Source organism: Halomonas sp. IOP_14, from assembly GCF_021021315.1.
GTDB lineage: Bacteria > Pseudomonadota > Gammaproteobacteria > Pseudomonadales > Halomonadaceae > Vreelandella > Vreelandella titanicae.
Map to the genome: position 1 here is coordinate 53,668 of NZ_JAINWD010000009.1, position 18,748 is coordinate 72,415.

Below are 18,748 nucleotides of genomic sequence, written 5' to 3' on the forward strand. Positions count from 1 at the left end.
TCTAATCTTCCAGGTTCTTGGCTACCATACGAACCAGGAAGATCGCCACGATATTGGCGAGAATGATCGCAATCACCCCACCGGCGGAGGCAGTGCCTACGTCAAAATCCAGCAACGCACGAATGTAAATCAGGTAAGCCAGATTGGTCGTCGCCAAGCCAGGCCCACCGGAGGTGGTGACGAAAATTTCGGCAAAGATGGTCAGCAGGAAGATCATCTCAATCATGATCACCACGCTGATGGCACGCTTTAGATGCGGCAGAGTGATAAAGAAGAAAATCGCCACCGGCCCCGCGCCGTCCATCCGCGCCGCTTCCACCTGATCCTCATCCAGCGACTGCATAGCAGTGAGCAGAATCAGCAGTGCAAACGGCAGCCACTGCCATGCAACGATGATCACAATTGACGTTAGCGGCAGCGAGGAGAACCAATCGACAGCGGGCAGGCCAATGGACTCAGACAGCCACGCCAGCACCCCGTTAGAGGGATGCATCATCATGTTTTTCCACACCAGGGCACTCACGGTGGGCATTACAAAAAACGGTGAGATCGCCAGCACACGAGCGATCCCGCGCCCCGCAAACTCCTGCTGAAACAGCACCGCCAGCAGGGTACCGCCCACCACGGTAATCGCCAGTACCCATCCCACCAGCAGCAGCGTGTTGCCCATAGCGGCCCAAAGGGCAGGGTCGGTGAGAAGGTATTCATAGTTTTCCAACCCGGCAAAGCCAGTCATACCGGGCATTAGCAGGTTATAACGCTGGAAGGAGAACCATAGCGTCATACCCAGTGGCACAATCATCCAAAGCAATAGCAACGTTACAGCAGGCGCTTGAAGCGAAAGCGTCCGTAGCCCGCCGACCGTCCGGCCAGAAGCACGTGTTTTATTCATGGAAATACCTGCAGAAACAGTGTGGGGGCAATGCCTGCCGGGTTAGCCAAGGCAGGCACTGCGGGTCACATCAGTCTAGATAACCGGCACGCTGCATGGTGCGTTCGGTGGCACGCTGAGCACTGTCTAGCGCCTGCTCCACCGTGGTGTCACCGGTCAACGCCGCGGCAATGGTTTGGCCTACCTGAGTGCCGATCGACTGGAACTCTGGAATGCCCACAAACTGCACGCCCACATAGGGATTGGGTTCCAGGGTGGAGTCGGTAGGATCGGCGTCTTGAATAGCCTTCAGCACGAAGTCTGCAAAGGGGGCTGCTTCGGTGTACTGCTCATTGGCGTAGGTCGACTCACGAGTACCGGGGGGGACACTGGTCCAGCCTTCGGTTTCACCGACCAGCTCAATGTACTCTTGCGAGGTCGCCCAGGTAATAAACTCAAGCGCCGCTTCCTGATTCTCTGAAGAGGCTGGGATAGCTAGCGCCCAGGACCACAACCAGTGTGAGCCTTTGGGTGTTTCTGCCACGGGTGCAGGGGCAAAGCCTAAGCTGTCCGCCACATCGGACTCATTGCCGTCATACAGCTTGCCCGCGGCCGAGGTGGCATCTACCCACATCGCGCAATTACCGCGGGAGAACAGCGCCAGGTTTTCGTTAAAGCCGTTGGAGCTAGCGCCTGGCGGGCCGTAGTCGTTGAGCAGATCGACATAGAACTGGATAGCGTTGACCCAGGCTTCAGAGTTGAGTTCAGGGTTCCACTCTTCGTCAAACCAGCGACCGCCGTAGGTATTCACCAGGGTGGAAACAAAGGCCATGTTTTCGCCCCAACCTGGTTTACCACGCAGGCAGATCCCTGCTACCCCCTCTTCACTGCCGTGCAGCTCGCCCGCCCACTCACGCACCTCTTCCCAAGTGGGCTGATCGCTCATTTCAATACCCGCTTTCTCAAACAGATCCTGACGGTAGTACATCATTGAGCTTTCGGCGTAGAAAGGCAGCGCATGCAACGTGCCATCCAAGCTCAAACCATCGCGCACTGAGGTCAGTAGATCGTCTTCGTTATAGTCGTCGGGCAGGTTATTCAGGGGAGACAGCCAGCCGCGCTCTGCCCAGATAGGCACTTCGTAAGTGCCGATGGTCATCACGTCGAACTGGCCGCCATCGGTGGCAATATCGGTGGTCATCCGCTGACGTAGCACGTTCTCCTCGAGCACCACCCAGTCCAGGGTGATATCGGGGTGAGCTTCTTCGAAAGCCTCGGTGAGGCTCTGCATGATCACCATATCGTTGTTATTGACCGTAGCCACGGTAATTTCGGTTTGCGCCTGGGCATGGCCCGACATGGCAATGGCGGCCGCTAGCGTGGTAACGGGCAAGTGACGTGCGAGTCGCATAAAGCACTCCTATGGGCTGGTATTGGCATTGTTGTCGCCTTGATCTTATTGATCATCTATCGAACAAATGATCGTACGTAAGCCCAAAAAAAGCAAAGCCGATTAGCTTAGACTTTACGCTAATTCATTACCCCTAACGCATGTTGCAGTGCACCCACTTAGGTTTTAAAGACCTAGAGCGGTTTGAAAGCCCTAGAGTGCTTCAACGATCTGCCGAGCAGCCACTTCGTCAGTCACCAAGCCCTTCAGCCAGCCGCCGCGCAACGCGGCGTGAATCGCCGGGGCTTTTTCGCGGCCACCGGCAATCGCCACCATATGATGCTTACCAAAACGTTCCAGGGGAAGGCTGGTAACTCGCCGCGTAATCGAACAGTCGATCACCTCGCCGTCACGGTTCAGCGGCCAGCCTAGCAACTCCCCTACCGCTTTCAGTCCCAGCAGTTCATCCAGCTCGCTTTCGCTAATAAAATGGTCTTGAAACAGCGTGGCCTGGCGGTCGATGCGCCCAACGCCGATAAAGGCAGCTTCTGACTGCCGCGCCACATCGGCAATCGCCGTAAAGAGACGCTGGGCCAGCATTGCCTCTTTTTCAGCCAGCGACTCTGCCACCACCGGCGCGGGCAGTAAAAAGCGCTCACCACCGGTTTTATCCGCCATCACCATTACTGCATCGTAGCGGTTGGCCGAACCATCTCGGGCGACATTACCCACCAGCGACACAAAGCGATGCTGGGGCCGCTCAACACGACTAAGTGCTTCCACCGCTGCCCGCACCGAACGCCCGGTGCCTAGCGACAGAGTCAACGGTTCGATGCGTTCAACCAGCTGCGCAATGCGCTCGGCAGCGGCGACTGCCAGGTAGGAGGCGGCGCCGTCGGCTGCGTGGCTATCGGCAGGTACCACTTCACAGAAGGTCAAGCCAAAGTGATCACGCAGCGTGCTGCCCAGCGCCATACAGTTAGAGATAGGATGATCAATATGTACTTTGACTAACCCCTCCTGGCGAGCCAACGCCAATAAACGCTGCACACCGGGTCTTGAGACACCCAGTTGGCTGGCGATCTCATCCTGAGTCATTCCACCTACATAGGACATCCACGCGGCTCTGGCCGCCTGATCCAGCTTTACCTCAAATTTATCCATAGGATGGCTCATCTAACAGTCGTGGGTAAACGTCATAAAAGCATCATCATACAAAGCCAAGCCCGCGACCAGTAGTCGCCTATCCGCTAACATAGCCAGAGTTCAACGTTTCACACTGGATTGATCGTTTGGAGGTACAGTATGTATAAGCTCGCATTTTTTGTCCCCGTAGAAGATGCCGAAAGCGTTAAGCAGGCGGTATTCGAAGCCGGAGCCGGGCGTGTAGGGGCGTACGAAAACGTCTGTTTTCAAACCCGAGGCACGGGACAGTTTCGCCCAACGGAAGGCGCCCACCCGCACATCGGCTCGGTGGGCAGCTTGGAAAAGGTCGAAGAGTTCAAAGTCGAACTGCTCTGCGATGAAGCGCATATTCACGGCGCCATCGCGGCCTTGAGGCTTGCCCACCCCTATGAAGAAGTCGCTTATGATGTGTGGCAGCTCGCCGATCTATAATCAGACCTTTAACGTCTTACGCACTGCCAAAATAACGCTCGCGATCTTCTGGCGTTACCATGCTGATATGCAGCGGAAATTCATTGCGGGGGCGGTCGGCGTAAAAATGCTTGAGGGTGCGCTCAATAGTCATGAAGGCGAGCTCATCCCAAGGGATCTCATGCTCTTCGAACAGCGCGACTTCCAGGCTTTCCGGCCCGGCGCTGAAGCCACCGACTAATTCGGCGCGAAAAATCATATACACCTGATTGATATGCGGCAGGTCAATTAGCGTGTAGAGGTTGGCCAGTTCGACCTCGGCACAGGCCTCTTCACGGGTCTCACGGGAAGCGGCCTGCTGGGTTGATTCGGCATTTTCCATATAGCCGGCGGGCAGTGTCCAGTAGCCTTTGCGCGGTGAAATCGCCCGTTTACAGAGCAGCACTTTACTACCGCTGACGGGCAGCGTACCGGCGACAATGCGTGGGTTCTGATAGTGAATCGTGCCGCAGGCATCGCACAGGTAGCGCGGGCGGTCATCGCCTTCCGGGATGGCAAAACGTACTTTATCACCACACTGGCTGCAAAAGTTCATCGCATATTCTCAACGGCTAGTGAATAGAAGCCTCGACGCGCTTGACGTCAACGACCGCTGCTGGGTAAAAGAGAACAAAGTAACGGGATACCCCATGTTAGAGAAACTGCGTAAACAGCTGCAACAGCTGACTCCTCAACGCTTGGATCACATCGTGATGCCCGAGGCCGCCGTGCTGTTGCCGATTGTCGAGCGCCCAGCGCCTACCTTGCTGTTTACCCGGCGGGCCAGCCATTTGAGCACCCATAGCGGCCAAGTGGCGTTCCCAGGCGGCAAGCGCGAGCCCTTTGATAGCGACCTTTACGCCACGGCACTGCGCGAGGCAGAAGAGGAGATTGCCCTCGACCCCGCTCTGGTGCAACCCCTGGGGCGGCTGTCGGACGTTATTTCGCTGCACGGTATTCGCGTTACCCCCTGGGTGGGCATTATTCCGCCGGATTTACCGCTGATTGCCGACCCCGGCGAGCTAGACGCTATTTTTGAAGTGCCGCTAAGTCACTTTCTAGACGATCACCGCACCCATACCGACGTGATTACCGTGGATGGCGTTGCCCACTACGTGCCCAGCTATCATGTGGACGGCCATGTGATCTGGGGATTATCTGCCATGATGCTGGTCGAGTTACTGGCCGAGGGCTTCGGTATGCCGATTGATTTATATCAGCGCCCCCAGGGGCCGCTGCGCCACCACCCTGAGCGCAAAAACCGCCTATCGACACCCTCGACAACCGTTTCCAGTTCGGCGCCATCGAGATCCAACCAATGACACCCAGTGTTGCTACATCTTCACCTGCGCTTCAGCCCACGACGCAGGTCGCTCTTGTGGATGCGCTGGTTGAACAGGGCTGGTATGTGGGCCGCGGGGTTATTGACCTGGAGCTATGCGGCGCGCTGAATAATGAGCTTCTACACCGGGCGGCCTATAACGGACTGGATGAAGCGGGCATTGGCCGCGGTCAACAGCACCTGCTGCGTAAAGATATCCGCGGTGACGCTATTCACTGGCTTGATCGAGAAAGCGCTGCCCAGCGGCGTTACTTAGACGCCATGAGCGAGCTACAGCAGGCGCTTAACCACGCGCTGTTTTTGGGCTTATTTGAGTACGAGGCCCACTTTGCCCACTATCCACCGGGCGCTTTTTATCAACGTCACCTGGATAGCTTTCGAGGCCGTGCCAACCGCGTGATATCTACGGTCGGCTATTTGACACCGGACTGGCCCAGCGACGGTGGCGGTGAGATGGTGATCTACCACCCCGACGACCCCAGACAAGAGGTCGCCCGGGTGGTACCCGAAGCGGGCACCTTCGCCTGCTTCTTATCTGAGACCATTCCCCATGAAGTGCTACCAACTCGCTGCCCGCGTACCAGCATTGCGGGTTGGTTTAGGCGCAACGCATCGCTGGGAGGGGTTTTGGACCCAGCACGCTAGCGCTGCGCCATCGTTTAGCTAATCGGCACAATCTGGCCATTCGCTCGCTCTAATATTTCACTTACCTGCTCGTAGTTGACGCTGGAGGCATTACCCCCGTCATGCTTTTCAATTAAGCCAACTACGTTTAACAGCGTTTCCATACCAAATACTTGCTCATCCGTGGCGGTGAAGGCTTGAATGTAGCGATTCCCCTCTTCACCCCAGCCTACTTTGATCGGCGAATCGATAATATTGACCTGGGTGCCTACCGGCACACGCCAGAACACCGACTCGATATCTTCCGGGTGCATGCGGATGCAGCCCCGGCTAGCCCGCATACCAATGCCATCGGGCTGGTTAGTGCCATGGATCAGGTAACCGGGGATATCCAGCAAAATAGCGTATTCACCCAAGGGATTATCGGCGCCAGGGGGAACCACCGCAGGGGCTGGGTCGCCCCGCTCGGCGGCTTCACGACGAATCGACTCAGGTGGATACCAGGCCGGGTTTTCAAGCCGCATGGTGGTTTCGGTAATTCCCAGCGGGGTGTTATAAGCATCCCGCCCGATACCAATAGGGTAGGTTTCGACCCGCGGCGTCTCGCCCTCTGCTACCTCGGGGTAGTAGTAAAGGCGTAGCTCTGCCACGTTAATCACAATGCCGCTACGCGCTTCATCGGGAAGAATATACTGCCCGGGGATCGTCACTTCGGTGCCTTCTCCCGGTACCCAGAGGCTGGTATCCGGGTTGGCCATACGAATTTCTTCGTAGCCCACGTTGTGTGCCCGGGCAATATCCAGCAGCGTATCCTCTTCGGTCGCCGTGACGGTATACACTTGGCCCACCATGTTGCCCTCTTCAGGCAGTAGAAAATGCCCTTTGGGAAGCTCGCTGCTATCGGCCACAGCACTTGAGGCTAATAGCCAAGCGCCTAGCGCAACGCTGCTAACGCAGAACTGTTTTAAACACTGCAAAGGGTGGGAAATCATGGTCAGGGTTCTCCTTTTTATGTGACCTCACTTTTATCAAACCTTTTATCAAACAGAGGATAGAAAGCGAGCCATTTGGAGACGAATATGAACACTGAGCGAGGGCGGGTCAACTCAACAGCCTGTGGCATGACGGCGCGGGTGTAGGCCCATGAGGGCCGAACAGCAGTGGTGGTGTTACTTAAAAGTTTCACTTTAATGGTTGTATTTTTGAACGCAGCGACTAACCTGATAGTTGTCTTGACGCAGTGAAGCGCAAGATAGCGTTAATTATCCAATGCACTAATTCCCAATGCATTAAGTAGCTAGGGTAATTAACACACTTAGGAATAATAGTATCGGCATTGCCATCGCTTATTTTAAACGAAGCCAATACCGTCACTATTGATTTATTCGGGTTGCTACGCGGAGTCGTTAAGCCCAATAAAATCGCAAGGAGCAAGCAAAATGAAAATGATCAAACCCGCTATTCTAGGTACGCTCATGGTTCCAGCCTTTATGTTTGCCGCTGGCAGCGTAAATGCTGAAGAAAACACCACGACCATGGAAGCGACTTACCTAACGGAAACGCCAGAAAACACATTCCACGCTGACGCCTTAACCGGCAATCAAGTCAAAAGCAGCGTCGAAGATGACGAAGACATCGGCACCATTACTGACCTCGTGATTGGTGAAGACGGCCAAATCAATGCTGTTGTTGTTGGCGTTGGTGGCTTCTTAGGTATGGGTGAGAAAAACGTTGCGATTGAATGGGATTCACTTGAGCTGACTAAAGACGAAGATGGCGATGATTATGTCATTACCGTTAATGCATCAGAAGATGCGCTTGAAGCAACTGAAGAGTATAACCGTGACGGAGACGAAGACAAGTAAGCACTAGTCATAAGATAAAAGCCTTGGCAATTGCCAAGGCTTTTTAATGCATGTCATTTAAGATAACAAAGAAATAATCAAAAACCTAAAATGCGTTTAGTTAGCAAAATGGCTCGCGCACACTGTTTATACGCGAGCCATCTATGTCAAAACACAACCTATTTATAAGCAAAGTACAGCCTAGACAAAATTAGGCTTTCAGTTTGGCCGTCATGCTAATATCAGCATTAAGTACTTTGGAAACAGGGCAATTGGCTTTAGCCGTTTCCGCTGCTTCTTGGAATGCTGCGTCATCAGCGCCACTGATCTCAGCCTCCACGTCCAGGTGAATTTTCGAGATACTGAACCCAGCATCGCTTTGGGAAAGAGTCACTTTGGCGCTGGTTTCGATGGCGTCAGCGGTATAGCCTTTCTCGCCCAAAATCATTGAGAGCGCCATTGAGAAACAGCTGGCGTGCGCTGCGCCAATCAGCTCTTCGGGGTTGGTACCTTTTTCATCTTCAAAGCGCTTGCTGAAGGAGTACTTGGCATCTAAAACGCCACTTTCGGTTGAAACGGTGCCTTTACCATCCTTGAGACCACCTTCCCAACGTGCGCTAGCTTTACGATCCATGAACAACTCCTTGTGTGTGCGATTATGCATAGACATGTTATCAGACAAGGCCTAACGGCAGTTGCCGCTCGACCACCTAACCAGCGTAGCTGATTTTCTCCTGTTCTGCCGAACCCGTGCTTCAATCACTTCCATCCCCTTCTATTCGGCCTTAAGCTAGTTAGCTACCTAACTGGATCACCTCTTGAACGTTAAGGACTCGCCATGTCGTCGGCTGATGCGCTGCGCTTGATACTGCTCTCTTCGCTATGGGGCCTGTCATTTATCTTTATGCGCGTGGCCGCCCCCGAATTCGGTGCAGTGCCTTTAGTGCTGGTGCGCATGGGCATTGGCGCGCTGCTATTGATGCCGCTGCTGATCAGCCTGCACTACCTGAGACTCATCTGGCAGCATAAGGGGCCGCTGCTGTTTTTAGGGGTAGTCAATCACGTACTGCCTTTTTCACTGCTGGCACTTGCCACCACGCGCCTTGAAGCGGGCTTTACCTCGCTGATTAATGCCACCACGCCGATTTTCACTGCACTAATTGGTGCGCTATTCTTCGCTACCGCGATACAGCGCCAGCAGTACCTAGGACTTGCCTTGGCACTCCTGGGTGTTTATGTGCTCTCTGCCGATCGGCTCGATTTTGCCCTGGGCGGCGACGGCTGGTTCATTTTGGCCGTTTTAGGCGCCACGTTTTGCTACGGTATTGCGGGCAACTACTCAAAAACACGCCTTGGCCATCTACCAACCCGTGTGCTGGCCGCAGGCAGCAGCGCCATGTCGGCGCTGGTGCTGATGATTCCCGGCATATTGCTGTGGCCAAGCGAACCCATTAGCCCACTGGCGTGGGGCAATGCCTTGGCCTTGGCTGCGCTTAGCACCACGCTGGCTTTTCTGCTCTACTTTGGCTTACTCGCCAGCGCGGGCGCTACTGCCACCTCAACGGTCACTTTTCTGGTGCCGGTGAGCGCGCTGATATGGGGCTATCTGCTGCTTGGCGAAACGCTCAACCTTCAGATTATCGCCGGTATGGTGATAACCCTTATCGGCACGGCGATTGCCACTAAGCTGCTGCGCATTAAGCGTCGCGAGTCGCCGCCGCCAGTCTATCCCCCACACGAATAACGCTGCCTGCGCCTTCAAGCAGCGTGGCATTTTGGCCAAAATGCGCGCCTTTAAGGTTGGGTTGCGTATTGAGTTCAATCAAGGTTTTTAGCGGTTCAGCAGGGGCAGGCACTGCCGCCGTATGCTGATCGATGGTGGTGATTTTGCAGCGCTTACAGGGCTTACGTAACGCTAGCTGAAAGGTGCCGTTTTGCTGAGTCAACGTTGCCCAGCGATCTTCCGCCCACGCCTCGTCACTCTCTACGACGATATTGGGCCGAAAGCGGTTCATGGGCACAGGAGCATGCCCGCCTGCCACTAACGCTTGATTTAGAGCGTCTAACGACCCCGTAGTGGCAACCAAAAAAGGGTAACCGTCGGAAAAGTAGGTATGCGCCGCCCCGCCATCAAGGAAATCCTCTTCAACGGCACGGGTAAACTCGGTAGCAAAGCGCACCATGCTAAACCCCTGAACCTGCTCGCCTAGGGCGGCGACCAACCAGCGCGATACTTCATCGCTCTCCGGCAGAGCTTTGCAGTGGTCATTCCACACGCTGACCAGGCGCAAATTTCCCTCTGGCTCGGCCAGCGGTACGCTCATAGGCTCGACGTTAGGATGCGACAGCACCAAGTGCTCATCGGTCAGCGCGACCTCAACGGTGGCAAGCGCCGGGAGTTGGCGCTGGGTCACAAAACGCTGCTGCGCGTCTACCAGCATCCAGCGGCGATCCCAGGCTAGCCCGTGCTCTTGCAGCTCGCTTTGAGTCACGCTGATGCCTTTTAGCGATTTGACGGGGTAAATATTCAGTTGAGTAATCTGCACGACGGCCTCGCGACAAAAGTAAAAGGCTACTTTAGTCATTTACGCCGCTAACGGCTACTTGATAACGCGCTCTATAAGGTCATCCCCACTTCAATACGATAGCCCAAATCAACCACTGGGTCTGCTTCTCACCGCGAAGCCGCGCTAATAGCTCCCCCGCAGCTGCTTCACCGATGGCCTGACGGGGGGTGACCACACTGGCTAGGCGTGGTGTCATTACATGGCCTACATCGTGGCCGTGGAAGCCCGCCAGCGCCATCTGCCCTGGTACGTCAATGCCCCGCCGCTGACACTCGAAATATGCCCCAACCGCGACGTCATCGTTGGTGCAGAACAGACCATCCGCCGTGGAGTAGTCAGTGATCACCTGTTGCAGCAGCGCCGCTCCCACACTGTAAGAGGAGCGCTGGGTGCTCTGCAGGGTAACGGGCGTCAAGCCGTGCTCTTCCATGGCACGGCGGTAGCCCTGTTCGCGCTGGCGAGTACGCTCATCCAAACGTACCGCCAGATATATCACCTGGCGCCGACCCCGTAAGATCATCTCGCTGACCATGTCGTAGGCGGCTTGAACGTTGTCGTAGCCCACCGCCTGTTGTAGCGGGGGGCGGTGGGTGTCCATGATTTCCACAATTGGAATACCGGCGGTTTCCAGCATTCGCAGGCTGCGCGAAGTATGGTCACGATCTGACAGAATAATGCCGTCGACATTATAGGAGAGCAACGAGGCCAGGCTGCGTTCTTCAAGCTCGGGGCTATAGCCATAGTGAGAAAGCATCAGGTGATACCCCGCCGGCTCCGTCAGCGTTTCGATACCGAGGATAACATCGGCGAATACCTGGTTGGTAAGCGATGGTACCAGCACCCCGATAGAGTGGCTGGTCGATCTGGAAAGCAGATCCGGCGCACGGTTGGGAATATAACCAATCTGTTCGGCAATCGAGAAGATGCGTTCGCGCAGGCCTTCCGAGACCGTTTCAGGGTCACGCAGGCAGCGGCTTACCGTCATTTTGGTAGCCCCTACGTGGTCGGCAATATCCTGCAGGGTGGGACGTTTTTTCTTCAAAAAGTAACTGCCTTATTCAAGGTGTAAGCATTGAGGTCTTCCCTAAAGCTGACCCCAATGCTTATTTTTCCTTTAACTTACTTCCTTTAAATGGGCGAGCGGCTGGGCGTCGGTAGCGTGGCAGCAAATTGCGTAATGATCGCTTGGGGCGATAAGGTAATCGAGGCATTGAAGGCCTCCTCTTCACTGGGCGGTTCCAGGTCGGCCAGTTGACTGGCTAACATGGTATCGCCTTTGAAGAAGTGTCCAGCCCGGGTTTCAAGCCGTTCAAGCAGTAGCTCCCGGCTGCCCTCTAAATAGAGAATCTGCAGCGCTGGGTCGCCTTGCCGCAGCCGATCACGGTAGCGCTTTTTTAATCCGGAGCAGGCAATCACCAGTGACTCCCCCCTTGCCCGATACTCGGCAAACAGCGCCGCCAAGGTGTCCAACCACTCACTCCGATCATCGTCGTTGAGCGGCTTGCCACTGGCCATTTTGGCCACGTTGGCGGGTGAGTGATAGTCATCACCATCGATAAACGTGGCACCCAGAGTCAACGCCAACTGGTGACCAATGTGCGACTTTCCGGAGCCGGACACGCCCATCACCAAAATACGATGCGAGTGGGTCTTCACTGCGGCTCTCCTATTCATTACCAAGAACCTTAATTGCCGCGCACGGCGGTAAGATCAGGCAGCCAAGTCACGATGCCAGGGAAAGCGATCAGAATTACCAGCACGACTAAGAGCGCCACATAGTAAGGCAGCATGGCTTTGACTAACGACTCCATGGAGACTTTACCCACACCACAACCTACGTAAAGGCAGGTACCTACCGGCGGGGTTAGCAGCCCAATGCCCAATACAAACGCCATCAGTACGCCAAAGTAAGCGGCATCAACACCTACCGAAGTCACGATCGGTGCCAGCATGGGCGCCATGATGACCATGGCCGGCGTTAAGTCCATTACGAAACCTACCAACAGCAGCAAAGTCGCCACAATCAGCAGCAGCATAAACGGATCTTGAGTGATCGCTTGCACTTGGCTGACCAGGGTTTGTGGCACCATATTGATGGTAAGGAACCAAGCAATAACCGTCGCAAACGCTAGCAGCATCATCACCATGCCGGTCAAACGAGCAGTGCGAATCAGCATACCGCCGAGCTCTTTGATCTTGAACTCACGGTAAACCACCAGCGAAATAGCCAGCGCATAAAGCAGTGCCGCCACGGCCGCTTCGGTGGCGGTAAATACGCCGCCAATAATACCGCCAATCACGATGACCGGCAGAACAAGTGCAAGCCAAGCATCTTTGAAGGCTTTCCAGAGACGATCCCAGCGGAACTGCTGCACGCCGCCGCCATCCTTTTTGGCAAGAATATAGGTGGTCACCATCAGCGCAAAGCCAATCAACAGCCCTGGAATGATACCGGCTATAAACAGGCGGCTAATCGAGGTTTCAGTGACGATGCCGTACAGAATCAGCGGGATGGAGGGCGGAATAATAATTCCGATCACCGACGACACGGTATTGATTGCGGTAGCATTAGCTGCGGTGTAGCCCTGCTCTTTCATAGAGGGAATCATCATCGCACCAGTAGCGGCCGTATCGGCCACCGCTGACCCACTGATGCCGCCAAAGAACATCGAACCGGTAATGGCAACCTGCCCTAGCCCGCCGCGCATAAAGCCGACCATAGCGCCAGCCAGTTCCATCAAGCGACGAGCAATACCTCCATTACTCATCACCTCACCGACTAAAATAAAGAACGGAATGGCGAGCAGCGGAAAGCTGTTCACCCCACGAATCGACTGCTCGATCATAATCGACAGCGGAATATCTGAGAGTACCGCCATGACCAGCGCCGCCACGCCTAAACCAAAGGCAATGGGCAGCCCAATAACGATAGAGACCAATAAAATGGCCAGGAAAATCCATAGCATGATTAGCGCTCCCGCTCAGAGTGGCGAATAACGTTAAGGCTGACCCACATTCGCCACACCGCTACCACCGCAATAAAGATGACACACAGCACCAGAGAAAGGCTGATAAAACTCAATGGCACATCCATAATCGCTGAGCGCCCGCTTGAACGCGACAGCACTTGGTAGCCACCCCAAATCATTACCACCATTAGGCCGGTAATAATTAGGTGCTGCAGTAAATAGAGCATGTGTGCCAAGCGCAGCGGCAAGCGCCGTACTAAGGCATCAACGGCAATGTGCTCGTAACGGGAAAACGCCGCAGCGGCCCCGATAAACACCAGCCATATAAACAGCATGCGCGCCAGCTCATCGGCCCAGGGCAGTGAGTAATTAAACAGCGCGCGCCCTACCACGTTGCAAGAAACGGACACAATCAACGCCACTAAAATAACGCCGATAAGATACTCCATACCTAAGGTTAGCCAGCGGAACAGTGCAGGGCCTTGGCGGGTATCGGTATCGATTTCCAGCAACTTGCGATTGGGGTCATCCAGATACACCGATGGATCTTCAATCGGCGTGGGGGTATTTGGGGGTGTAGAGGAGAGTGACATAGGAGCTCCAGAAGCACTGACACGTTGGGCAGGCTCGATGGCCTGCCCAACGGTGCGCTAAACGTAAGGTTTAGTTGCTGCTCTCTTCAACGATCTTTTGAATGTCGGCGATCAGGTCTTCGCCAATACGCGGCGCCCACTCTTCATAAACCGGTTGAACGGCATCTTGGAACGCGGCTAACTGCTCGTCGTCCAGGCGAGTAATTTCCATTCCTCGCTCTGCTAGCTGATCCCGAGACCAGTCATCATACTCAGCAGACAGCTGAATTTCATATTCAGCGGACTGGCGAGCGGCTTCCAGCACCAACTCTTGATACTCAGGCGCCATGCGATCCCAAGTACGCTCGGAAAGCATCATGATAAAGGGAGTATAGACGTGGCGTGTTTCAGTGCCATAGTCCTGCACTTCGTTGAAGTTAGAGGTCAGGATGGTGCTCCAGGGGTTTTCCTGACCATCAACCACGCCCTGTTCCATGGCGGAGAACAGCTCACCAAAGGCCATTGGCGTGGGGTTGGCACCTAAGGCTTCCCAAATCGCTAGGTGTACCGGGTTTTCCATGGTACGAACGCTTAAACCGCGCACATCTAGACCTGCAACGTCATCAGGACTAGCCACCGATCGAGCGCTGTTCGAAAGCTGACGATAGCCATTTTCAGAGAAAGCGAGTGCTTTCAGACCGGTGCCTTCAAAGGCGTCCAGCATGTCCTGGGCAACATCGCTCTGCATGACCGCTACAGCGGCTTCACGACTAGGTAGCAGGAAGGGCAGATCAAAAGCGGCCAGTTCTTCAACGTAACCCGCGGTGGCTGAGCTCGACGGATAGGTCATATCCAGCGTACCGGTTTGTAGCATCTCCATCATTTGAACGTCGTCGCCTAACTGACTGTTAGGGAAAACGTTAACAGTGATGCGGCCGTCGGTGCGCTGCTCCAGAATCTCACCAAAGTATTGGCTGGATAGGTACTGCGGAGAGCTTTCCGCCAGGCCGATCCCCATGCGCAAAGTATGCGAGCCGTGGTCGCCGACTACCTCGCCTTCAATTTCAGGCGGATCAGAGAGCTCCGGGCTTTGGGCATGGGCCATACCAAATGTCAGGGTGGTCGCGCCGACTAAGGTCAGCGTGTTGCGCCAAATAGAGGTCATAGCGTTGTCTCCAAATACTCATTGTTGTTAATGACTGGGTTGTTAATAGCTGAGTCGTTAATAGCGATGTTGTTAATGGCCGATTCAATGAACGGCAATTTGTTACCGGTAACATTGAGTATGCGAAGGCTAGCTACCCGCCTTGTGCGTGTCAAAACAAAACTGCCAACTTACGACCAACGTCTAGGGATAGCCACTAACTGCTTCCCGCGCTACATTAGGCGATGTATTTCGGATCGGAACCATACTTGTGCAACCATCTTGTAGCGAATTAGAGCTCGATCACCAACTTTGCTTTGCGCTCTATTCAACCTCGTTGATGATGACCAAAGTTTATAAACCCTTGCTCAAAAAGCTGGGACTTACTTACCCGCAATACCTGGCGATGCTAGTGCTGTGGCAAAACGATGGCATCACGGTAGGCACAATGAGTAAGCGCCTACTAACCGATCCTGGCTCACTGACGCCACTGCTCAAGCGCCTTGAAGCCGATCAGTTGTTGAATCGCAAACGCAGCCACGAAGACGAACGCGTGGTCGAGCTTTATCTCACTGAAAAAGGCAAAGCGTTGCGCGAACAGGCGTGCCATATTCCAAGCTGTGTGGTGCATGCCAGCGAGCAATCGATCGAGGCACTGACCACGCTGAAAGAGGACTTAGTGCGGCTGCGTGATAGCCTGCAAAAGAACCAATAGCCTTCGATTTCTAGCGCAGGGCATAGAGATTTATTTACCATTTATATTGCGCGCAAAATAAAGCTGCGCTAAGTTAATAGCGCAGATTCATAATGAAAACACCGACAGGAGATACAGAATGACGACCACTATTGAAAACGTTGTTTATCGTGCCCACGCCACTGCTACTGGCGGCCGTGAAGGCCAGGCCAAATCGTCCGATGGCGCGCTGGATGTTAAACTCAGCACGCCCAAAGAGCTGGGCGGCGCAGGCGGTGATGGCACCAATCCTGAGCAGCTATTTGCTGCTGGCTACTCGGCCTGCTTTTTAGGTGCGCTTAAGCATGTCGCTGGCCAGGAGAAAGTAAAGCTTCCTCAGGATACGAAAATTGATGGCCACGTAGGTATCGGCGCCATTCCTACCGGCTTTGGCATCGAAGTCGAGCTAAAAATCAGTCTGCCCGGCCTTGAGCAAGACGTTGCCCAGCAGTTGGTCGAGAAAGCCCATGTTGTCTGCCCCTACTCCAATGCCACCCGTGGCAATATTAATGTCACCCTGACACTGGTCTAAGCGTCGTTACCTAGATTAATCATTTAGTGCCCACGCCACCGCTCTCTGGGCATGCAGAGCGGTGGTGTCGTAAAGGGGTACCTTGGTATCACGCTGGCCCACCAGCATGGCGATTTCAGTACAGCCTAAAATCACCGCCTGGGCGCCATGAGCATGCAGGGAGTCAATGATTGCCAAGTAGCGCTGCCGCGATACATCTTTTATACGGCCCTGGCAGAGTTCATCAAAGATCACCCGATGAATAGTGTCGCGCTCAGACTGATCGGGCACCACGACTTCAATACCGAACTGCTTTTCTAAGCGGCCAATATAAAAGTCCTGCTCCATGGTAAAGCGCGTACCCAATAGGCCAACGCGAGTGATTCCGTCAGCGGTGAGCTGTTCAGCCGTGGCATCGGCAATATGCAACAGCGGAATAGTCACTGCCTGCTCAATAGCGGGCGCCACTTTATGCATGGTATTGGTGGCAATCAGCAGGCAGTCGGCACCCGCGCGTTCAACGCTTTGGGCAGCGCTGGCCAGCATTTCACCAGCAGCGTGCCAATTGCCCTGCTGCTGGAGTGCTTCAATTTCGGCAAAATCGACGCTAACCATCACGATCTTAGCCGAATGGAAGCCACCTAGCGCTGCTTTTACGCCCTCATTTAAGGCTCGGTAGTAGCCTTGGGTAGATTCCCAACTCATACCGCCTAGCACACCAATAACACGCATCCGCCACCTCTTTGGAAAATGAACTACTTTATTATCAGGCTAAGCACTAGCTAACCCTTGTAGCCGCTTTGTCACCGATAGAACACTTATAGTGAGGAAACTAATGAGCGACAACACCTATACTCCCCCGAGCGTTTGGAAATGGGAACCTGGCAACGGCGGTAAATTTGCCAATATCAACCGCCCAATCGCAGGCCCTACCCATGACAAGGCGCTGCCGGTAGGTAAACACCCGCTTCAGCTCTACTCCCTTGCCACGCCCAACGGTGTCAAAGTCACCGTGATGTTGGAAGAGCTGCTGGAGAAAGGCGTAACAGGTGCCGAGTACGACGCTTATCTGATTCAAATTGGCGAAGGCGATCAATTCAGCAGCGGCTTTGTCGAGGTGAACCCCAACTCCAAAATTCCCGCACTGATGGATCACTCTACCAATCCCCCCCAGCGGGTATTTGAGTCTGGCGCAATCCTGCTCTATTTGGCTGAAAAATTTGACGAGTTCTTACCTAGTGACCCAGCGAAACGCACCGAGTGCCTCTCCTGGCTGTTCTGGCAAATGGGCAGCGCACCGATGTTAGGCGGTGGCTTTGGCCACTTTTACGCTTACGCACCGGAAAAGTATCAGTACCCGATTGACCGCTACACCATGGAAGTAAAACGCCAGCTTGATGTGCTTGACCGCCACTTGGCGGAAAACCGCTTTATGGCGGGTGATGAGTACACCATTGCCGATATGGCGATTCACCCTTGGTATGGCGCACTAGTGAAAAATCGCGTTTACGAAGCGGCTGAATTCTTGGAAGCCCATACCTACAAGAACGTTCTGCGCTGGACTGAAGAGATTGATGAACGTCCCGCCGTTAAACGTGGCCGTATGGTCAACCGCTCTTTTGGCGAGCCGCACGAGCAGTTGCATGAACGTCATGATGCCAGCGACTTTGAGCTTCGCACACAAGATAAGCTGGCTGATAGCGAGTAATTAGTCACCCAAAAAAGGGCCTACGCTTGAACTCTCAGCGTAGGCCCCGGTGCAGCATCAATACTCCAAGCCGAGTTCTGTTTAACGAGAAAAACTAAACTGACTCAATCCGCGAGTTATTCAACGCGTAATTCCAAACTCGATAGAAGTAGAAAATATACCCTAAACCAAAGGTGACCAGCGAAATCAACATCCATAGGATGATATGGCCGATATTGCTGAACAGGTTGATATCGCAAACCATTTTTCGCTCGACGCCAGTGCTGGCATCAACTAGCGATGTGCGATTGATGACAAACCGCGCAAACGAATAGGGAAAGAAAAATAACGCTATGCCAAACGTGATAATACTCAACACCACCCAGACAAGTAGATGGCCAATGATATCTAGAATGGAGAGGTCGGCTTTGATCTTCACAGGTTGCCCTTAGTATGCGTGGAAAGCGGCAGAGAGTAACACCGCAAGCCCCAACCGTGAATTATAAATTAATATAAATTAGGGAAGCTGTCGTTTACTCTCCCACCACTCGGCATAGGAACTGTTATGGGGCGCCAAACCGCCTTCATCGGGGGCGTCATCATCCCACCATACCGGGCCACGCTCTCCGAGGGCTTCTTTGGCGTTCTGCACCATGTTGCGGGCTTGGCGAAGCGCATCTTCATCGTCTTGCTGCTGGGCTGTCCTAACCGCCCGACGGGCTTTCATCAATGCTTTGATATGGGTTCGCTTTTCGTCTTCATCTAAGCGCGGGTCAGTGCAGCGCCAAAGCCGATTTTTGGCGACAAAATAGCGTCCATCGGGAGTGTGAGGATACTTGTTAGCCATAAGCAATACTCC

22 protein-coding genes and 1 pseudogene are annotated in these 18,748 nt (G+C 54.2%); 8 read left to right on the forward strand and 15 right to left on the reverse strand.

Annotation, left to right across the window (positions count from 1 at the left end; translation table 11 throughout):
* Position 1: 1 nt before the first annotated feature.
* The 3 genes from K7H09_RS09180 to K7H09_RS09190 form a co-directional block, all read right to left on the reverse strand.
* A complete protein-coding gene (locus K7H09_RS09180) occupies positions 2-892 on the reverse strand; it encodes a carbohydrate ABC transporter permease (RefSeq protein ID WP_009287276.1) in 891 nt (296 codons plus the stop codon).
* Between the two features lie 70 nt (positions 893-962).
* A complete protein-coding gene (locus tag K7H09_RS09185; RefSeq protein ID WP_009287275.1) occupies positions 963-2,282 on the reverse strand; it encodes an ABC transporter substrate-binding protein in 1,320 nt (439 codons plus the stop codon).
* Between the two features lie 192 nt (positions 2,283-2,474).
* Positions 2,475-3,425, reverse strand: a complete 951-nt coding sequence (locus K7H09_RS09190; protein ID WP_039859300.1) for a sugar-binding transcriptional regulator — start codon at positions 3,423-3,425, stop codon at positions 2,475-2,477.
* A gap of 141 nt (positions 3,426-3,566) precedes the next feature.
* Between K7H09_RS09190 and K7H09_RS09195 the strand changes: the two genes are divergently transcribed.
* Positions 3,567-3,878 (forward strand): NGG1p interacting factor NIF3, encoded by a 312-nt coding sequence (locus tag K7H09_RS09195; RefSeq protein ID WP_133731203.1) that lies wholly within the window; start codon positions 3,567-3,569, stop codon positions 3,876-3,878.
* A 16-nt stretch (positions 3,879-3,894) separates the two neighbouring features.
* Here the strand turns inward: K7H09_RS09195 and K7H09_RS09200 are convergent, their stop codons facing one another.
* Positions 3,895-4,452: an NUDIX hydrolase gene (locus K7H09_RS09200; RefSeq protein ID WP_141439670.1), complete on the reverse strand. Its 558-nt coding sequence runs from the start codon at positions 4,450-4,452 to the stop codon at positions 3,895-3,897.
* A 94-nt stretch (positions 4,453-4,546) separates the two neighbouring features.
* Here K7H09_RS09200 and K7H09_RS09205 point away from each other — a divergent pair, with 94 nt between their 5' ends.
* Both K7H09_RS09205 and K7H09_RS09210 read left to right on the forward strand, forming a co-directional pair.
* Positions 4,547-5,218, forward strand: coding sequence for a CoA pyrophosphatase (locus K7H09_RS09205; RefSeq protein WP_022520503.1), 672 nt, complete (start codon positions 4,547-4,549; stop codon positions 5,216-5,218).
* Positions 5,215-5,883: a 2OG-Fe(II) oxygenase gene (locus tag K7H09_RS09210; RefSeq protein ID WP_141439672.1), complete on the forward strand. Its 669-nt coding sequence runs from the start codon at positions 5,215-5,217 to the stop codon at positions 5,881-5,883. The genes K7H09_RS09205 and K7H09_RS09210 overlap by 4 nt, the downstream gene beginning before the upstream one ends.
* Positions 5,884-5,897: 14 nt before the next feature.
* Here the strand turns inward: K7H09_RS09210 and K7H09_RS09215 are convergent, their stop codons facing one another.
* The gene (locus K7H09_RS09215; RefSeq protein ID WP_141439673.1) at positions 5,898-6,854 is read right to left on the reverse strand and encodes a L,D-transpeptidase family protein; all 957 of its coding nucleotides are present in this window, start codon (positions 6,852-6,854) and stop codon (positions 5,898-5,900) included.
* Between the two features lie 447 nt (positions 6,855-7,301).
* On the opposite strand from K7H09_RS09215, the gene K7H09_RS09220 reads away from it, so the two are divergent.
* Positions 7,302-7,727, forward strand: coding sequence for a PRC-barrel domain-containing protein (locus K7H09_RS09220; RefSeq protein ID WP_141439674.1), 426 nt, complete (start codon positions 7,302-7,304; stop codon positions 7,725-7,727).
* A 190-nt stretch (positions 7,728-7,917) separates the two neighbouring features.
* Here the strand turns inward: K7H09_RS09220 and K7H09_RS09225 are convergent, their stop codons facing one another.
* Positions 7,918-8,340 (reverse strand): OsmC family protein, encoded by a 423-nt coding sequence (locus tag K7H09_RS09225; RefSeq protein ID WP_027959781.1) that lies wholly within the window; start codon positions 8,338-8,340, stop codon positions 7,918-7,920.
* A 204-nt stretch (positions 8,341-8,544) separates the two neighbouring features.
* Between K7H09_RS09225 and K7H09_RS09230 the strand changes: the two genes are divergently transcribed.
* Entirely contained in the window at positions 8,545-9,450 is a 906-nt protein-coding gene (locus tag K7H09_RS09230; RefSeq protein ID WP_022520509.1) for a DMT family transporter, read from the forward strand.
* On the opposite strand, the gene K7H09_RS09235 is transcribed toward K7H09_RS09230, so the two are convergent.
* From K7H09_RS09235 to K7H09_RS09260, 6 genes and pseudogenes are all read right to left on the reverse strand, one after another.
* Complete coding sequence (locus tag K7H09_RS09235; RefSeq protein ID WP_027959783.1) at positions 9,404-10,252, reverse strand: MOSC domain-containing protein; 849 nt, start codon at positions 10,250-10,252, stop codon at positions 9,404-9,406. The two genes, K7H09_RS09230 and K7H09_RS09235, sit on opposite strands and share 47 nt — an antisense overlap.
* Positions 10,253-10,323: 71 nt before the next feature.
* Positions 10,324-11,315, reverse strand: a pseudogene (gene gntR, locus K7H09_RS09240) (gluconate operon transcriptional repressor GntR).
* Positions 11,316-11,401: 86 nt separating this feature from the next.
* Positions 11,402-11,929 carry a gluconokinase gene (locus K7H09_RS09245; RefSeq protein WP_141439675.1) on the reverse strand — a complete coding sequence of 176 codons (528 nt, stop codon included), beginning with the start codon at positions 11,927-11,929 and terminating at the stop codon, positions 11,402-11,404.
* Between the two features lie 29 nt (positions 11,930-11,958).
* Positions 11,959-13,239 (reverse strand): TRAP transporter large permease, encoded by a 1,281-nt coding sequence (locus K7H09_RS09250; protein WP_009287268.1) that lies wholly within the window; start codon positions 13,237-13,239, stop codon positions 11,959-11,961.
* 2 nt (positions 13,240-13,241) lie between these two features.
* Positions 13,242-13,835, reverse strand: coding sequence for a TRAP transporter small permease (locus tag K7H09_RS09255; protein WP_009287267.1), 594 nt, complete (start codon positions 13,833-13,835; stop codon positions 13,242-13,244).
* A 70-nt stretch (positions 13,836-13,905) separates the two neighbouring features.
* Positions 13,906-14,979, reverse strand: a complete 1,074-nt coding sequence (locus tag K7H09_RS09260; RefSeq protein ID WP_230804484.1) for a TRAP transporter substrate-binding protein — start codon at positions 14,977-14,979, stop codon at positions 13,906-13,908.
* 250 nt (positions 14,980-15,229) lie between these two features.
* Between K7H09_RS09260 and K7H09_RS09265 the strand changes: the two genes are divergently transcribed.
* A complete protein-coding gene (locus tag K7H09_RS09265) occupies positions 15,230-15,673 on the forward strand; it encodes a MarR family winged helix-turn-helix transcriptional regulator (protein WP_022520513.1) in 444 nt (147 codons plus the stop codon).
* 118 nt (positions 15,674-15,791) lie between these two features.
* Complete coding sequence (locus K7H09_RS09270; RefSeq protein ID WP_022520514.1) at positions 15,792-16,223, forward strand: organic hydroperoxide resistance protein; 432 nt, start codon at positions 15,792-15,794, stop codon at positions 16,221-16,223.
* Positions 16,224-16,238: 15 nt separating this feature from the next.
* Here K7H09_RS09270 and K7H09_RS09275 read toward each other — a convergent pair whose 3' ends face one another.
* The gene (locus K7H09_RS09275; protein ID WP_141439676.1) at positions 16,239-16,934 is read right to left on the reverse strand and encodes an aspartate/glutamate racemase family protein; all 696 of its coding nucleotides are present in this window, start codon (positions 16,932-16,934) and stop codon (positions 16,239-16,241) included.
* A 103-nt stretch (positions 16,935-17,037) separates the two neighbouring features.
* Between K7H09_RS09275 and yghU the strand changes: the two genes are divergently transcribed.
* Positions 17,038-17,910, forward strand: coding sequence for a glutathione-dependent disulfide-bond oxidoreductase (gene yghU / locus K7H09_RS09280; RefSeq protein WP_141439677.1), 873 nt, complete (start codon positions 17,038-17,040; stop codon positions 17,908-17,910).
* Positions 17,911-18,004: 94 nt separating this feature from the next.
* Here yghU and K7H09_RS09285 read toward each other — a convergent pair whose 3' ends face one another.
* A complete protein-coding gene (locus tag K7H09_RS09285; RefSeq protein ID WP_022520517.1) occupies positions 18,005-18,328 on the reverse strand; it encodes a DUF6693 family protein in 324 nt (107 codons plus the stop codon).
* Between the two features lie 78 nt (positions 18,329-18,406).
* A complete protein-coding gene (locus K7H09_RS09290) occupies positions 18,407-18,736 on the reverse strand; it encodes a hypothetical protein (protein WP_027959788.1) in 330 nt (109 codons plus the stop codon).
* Between the last annotated feature and the right edge of the window lie 12 nt (positions 18,737-18,748).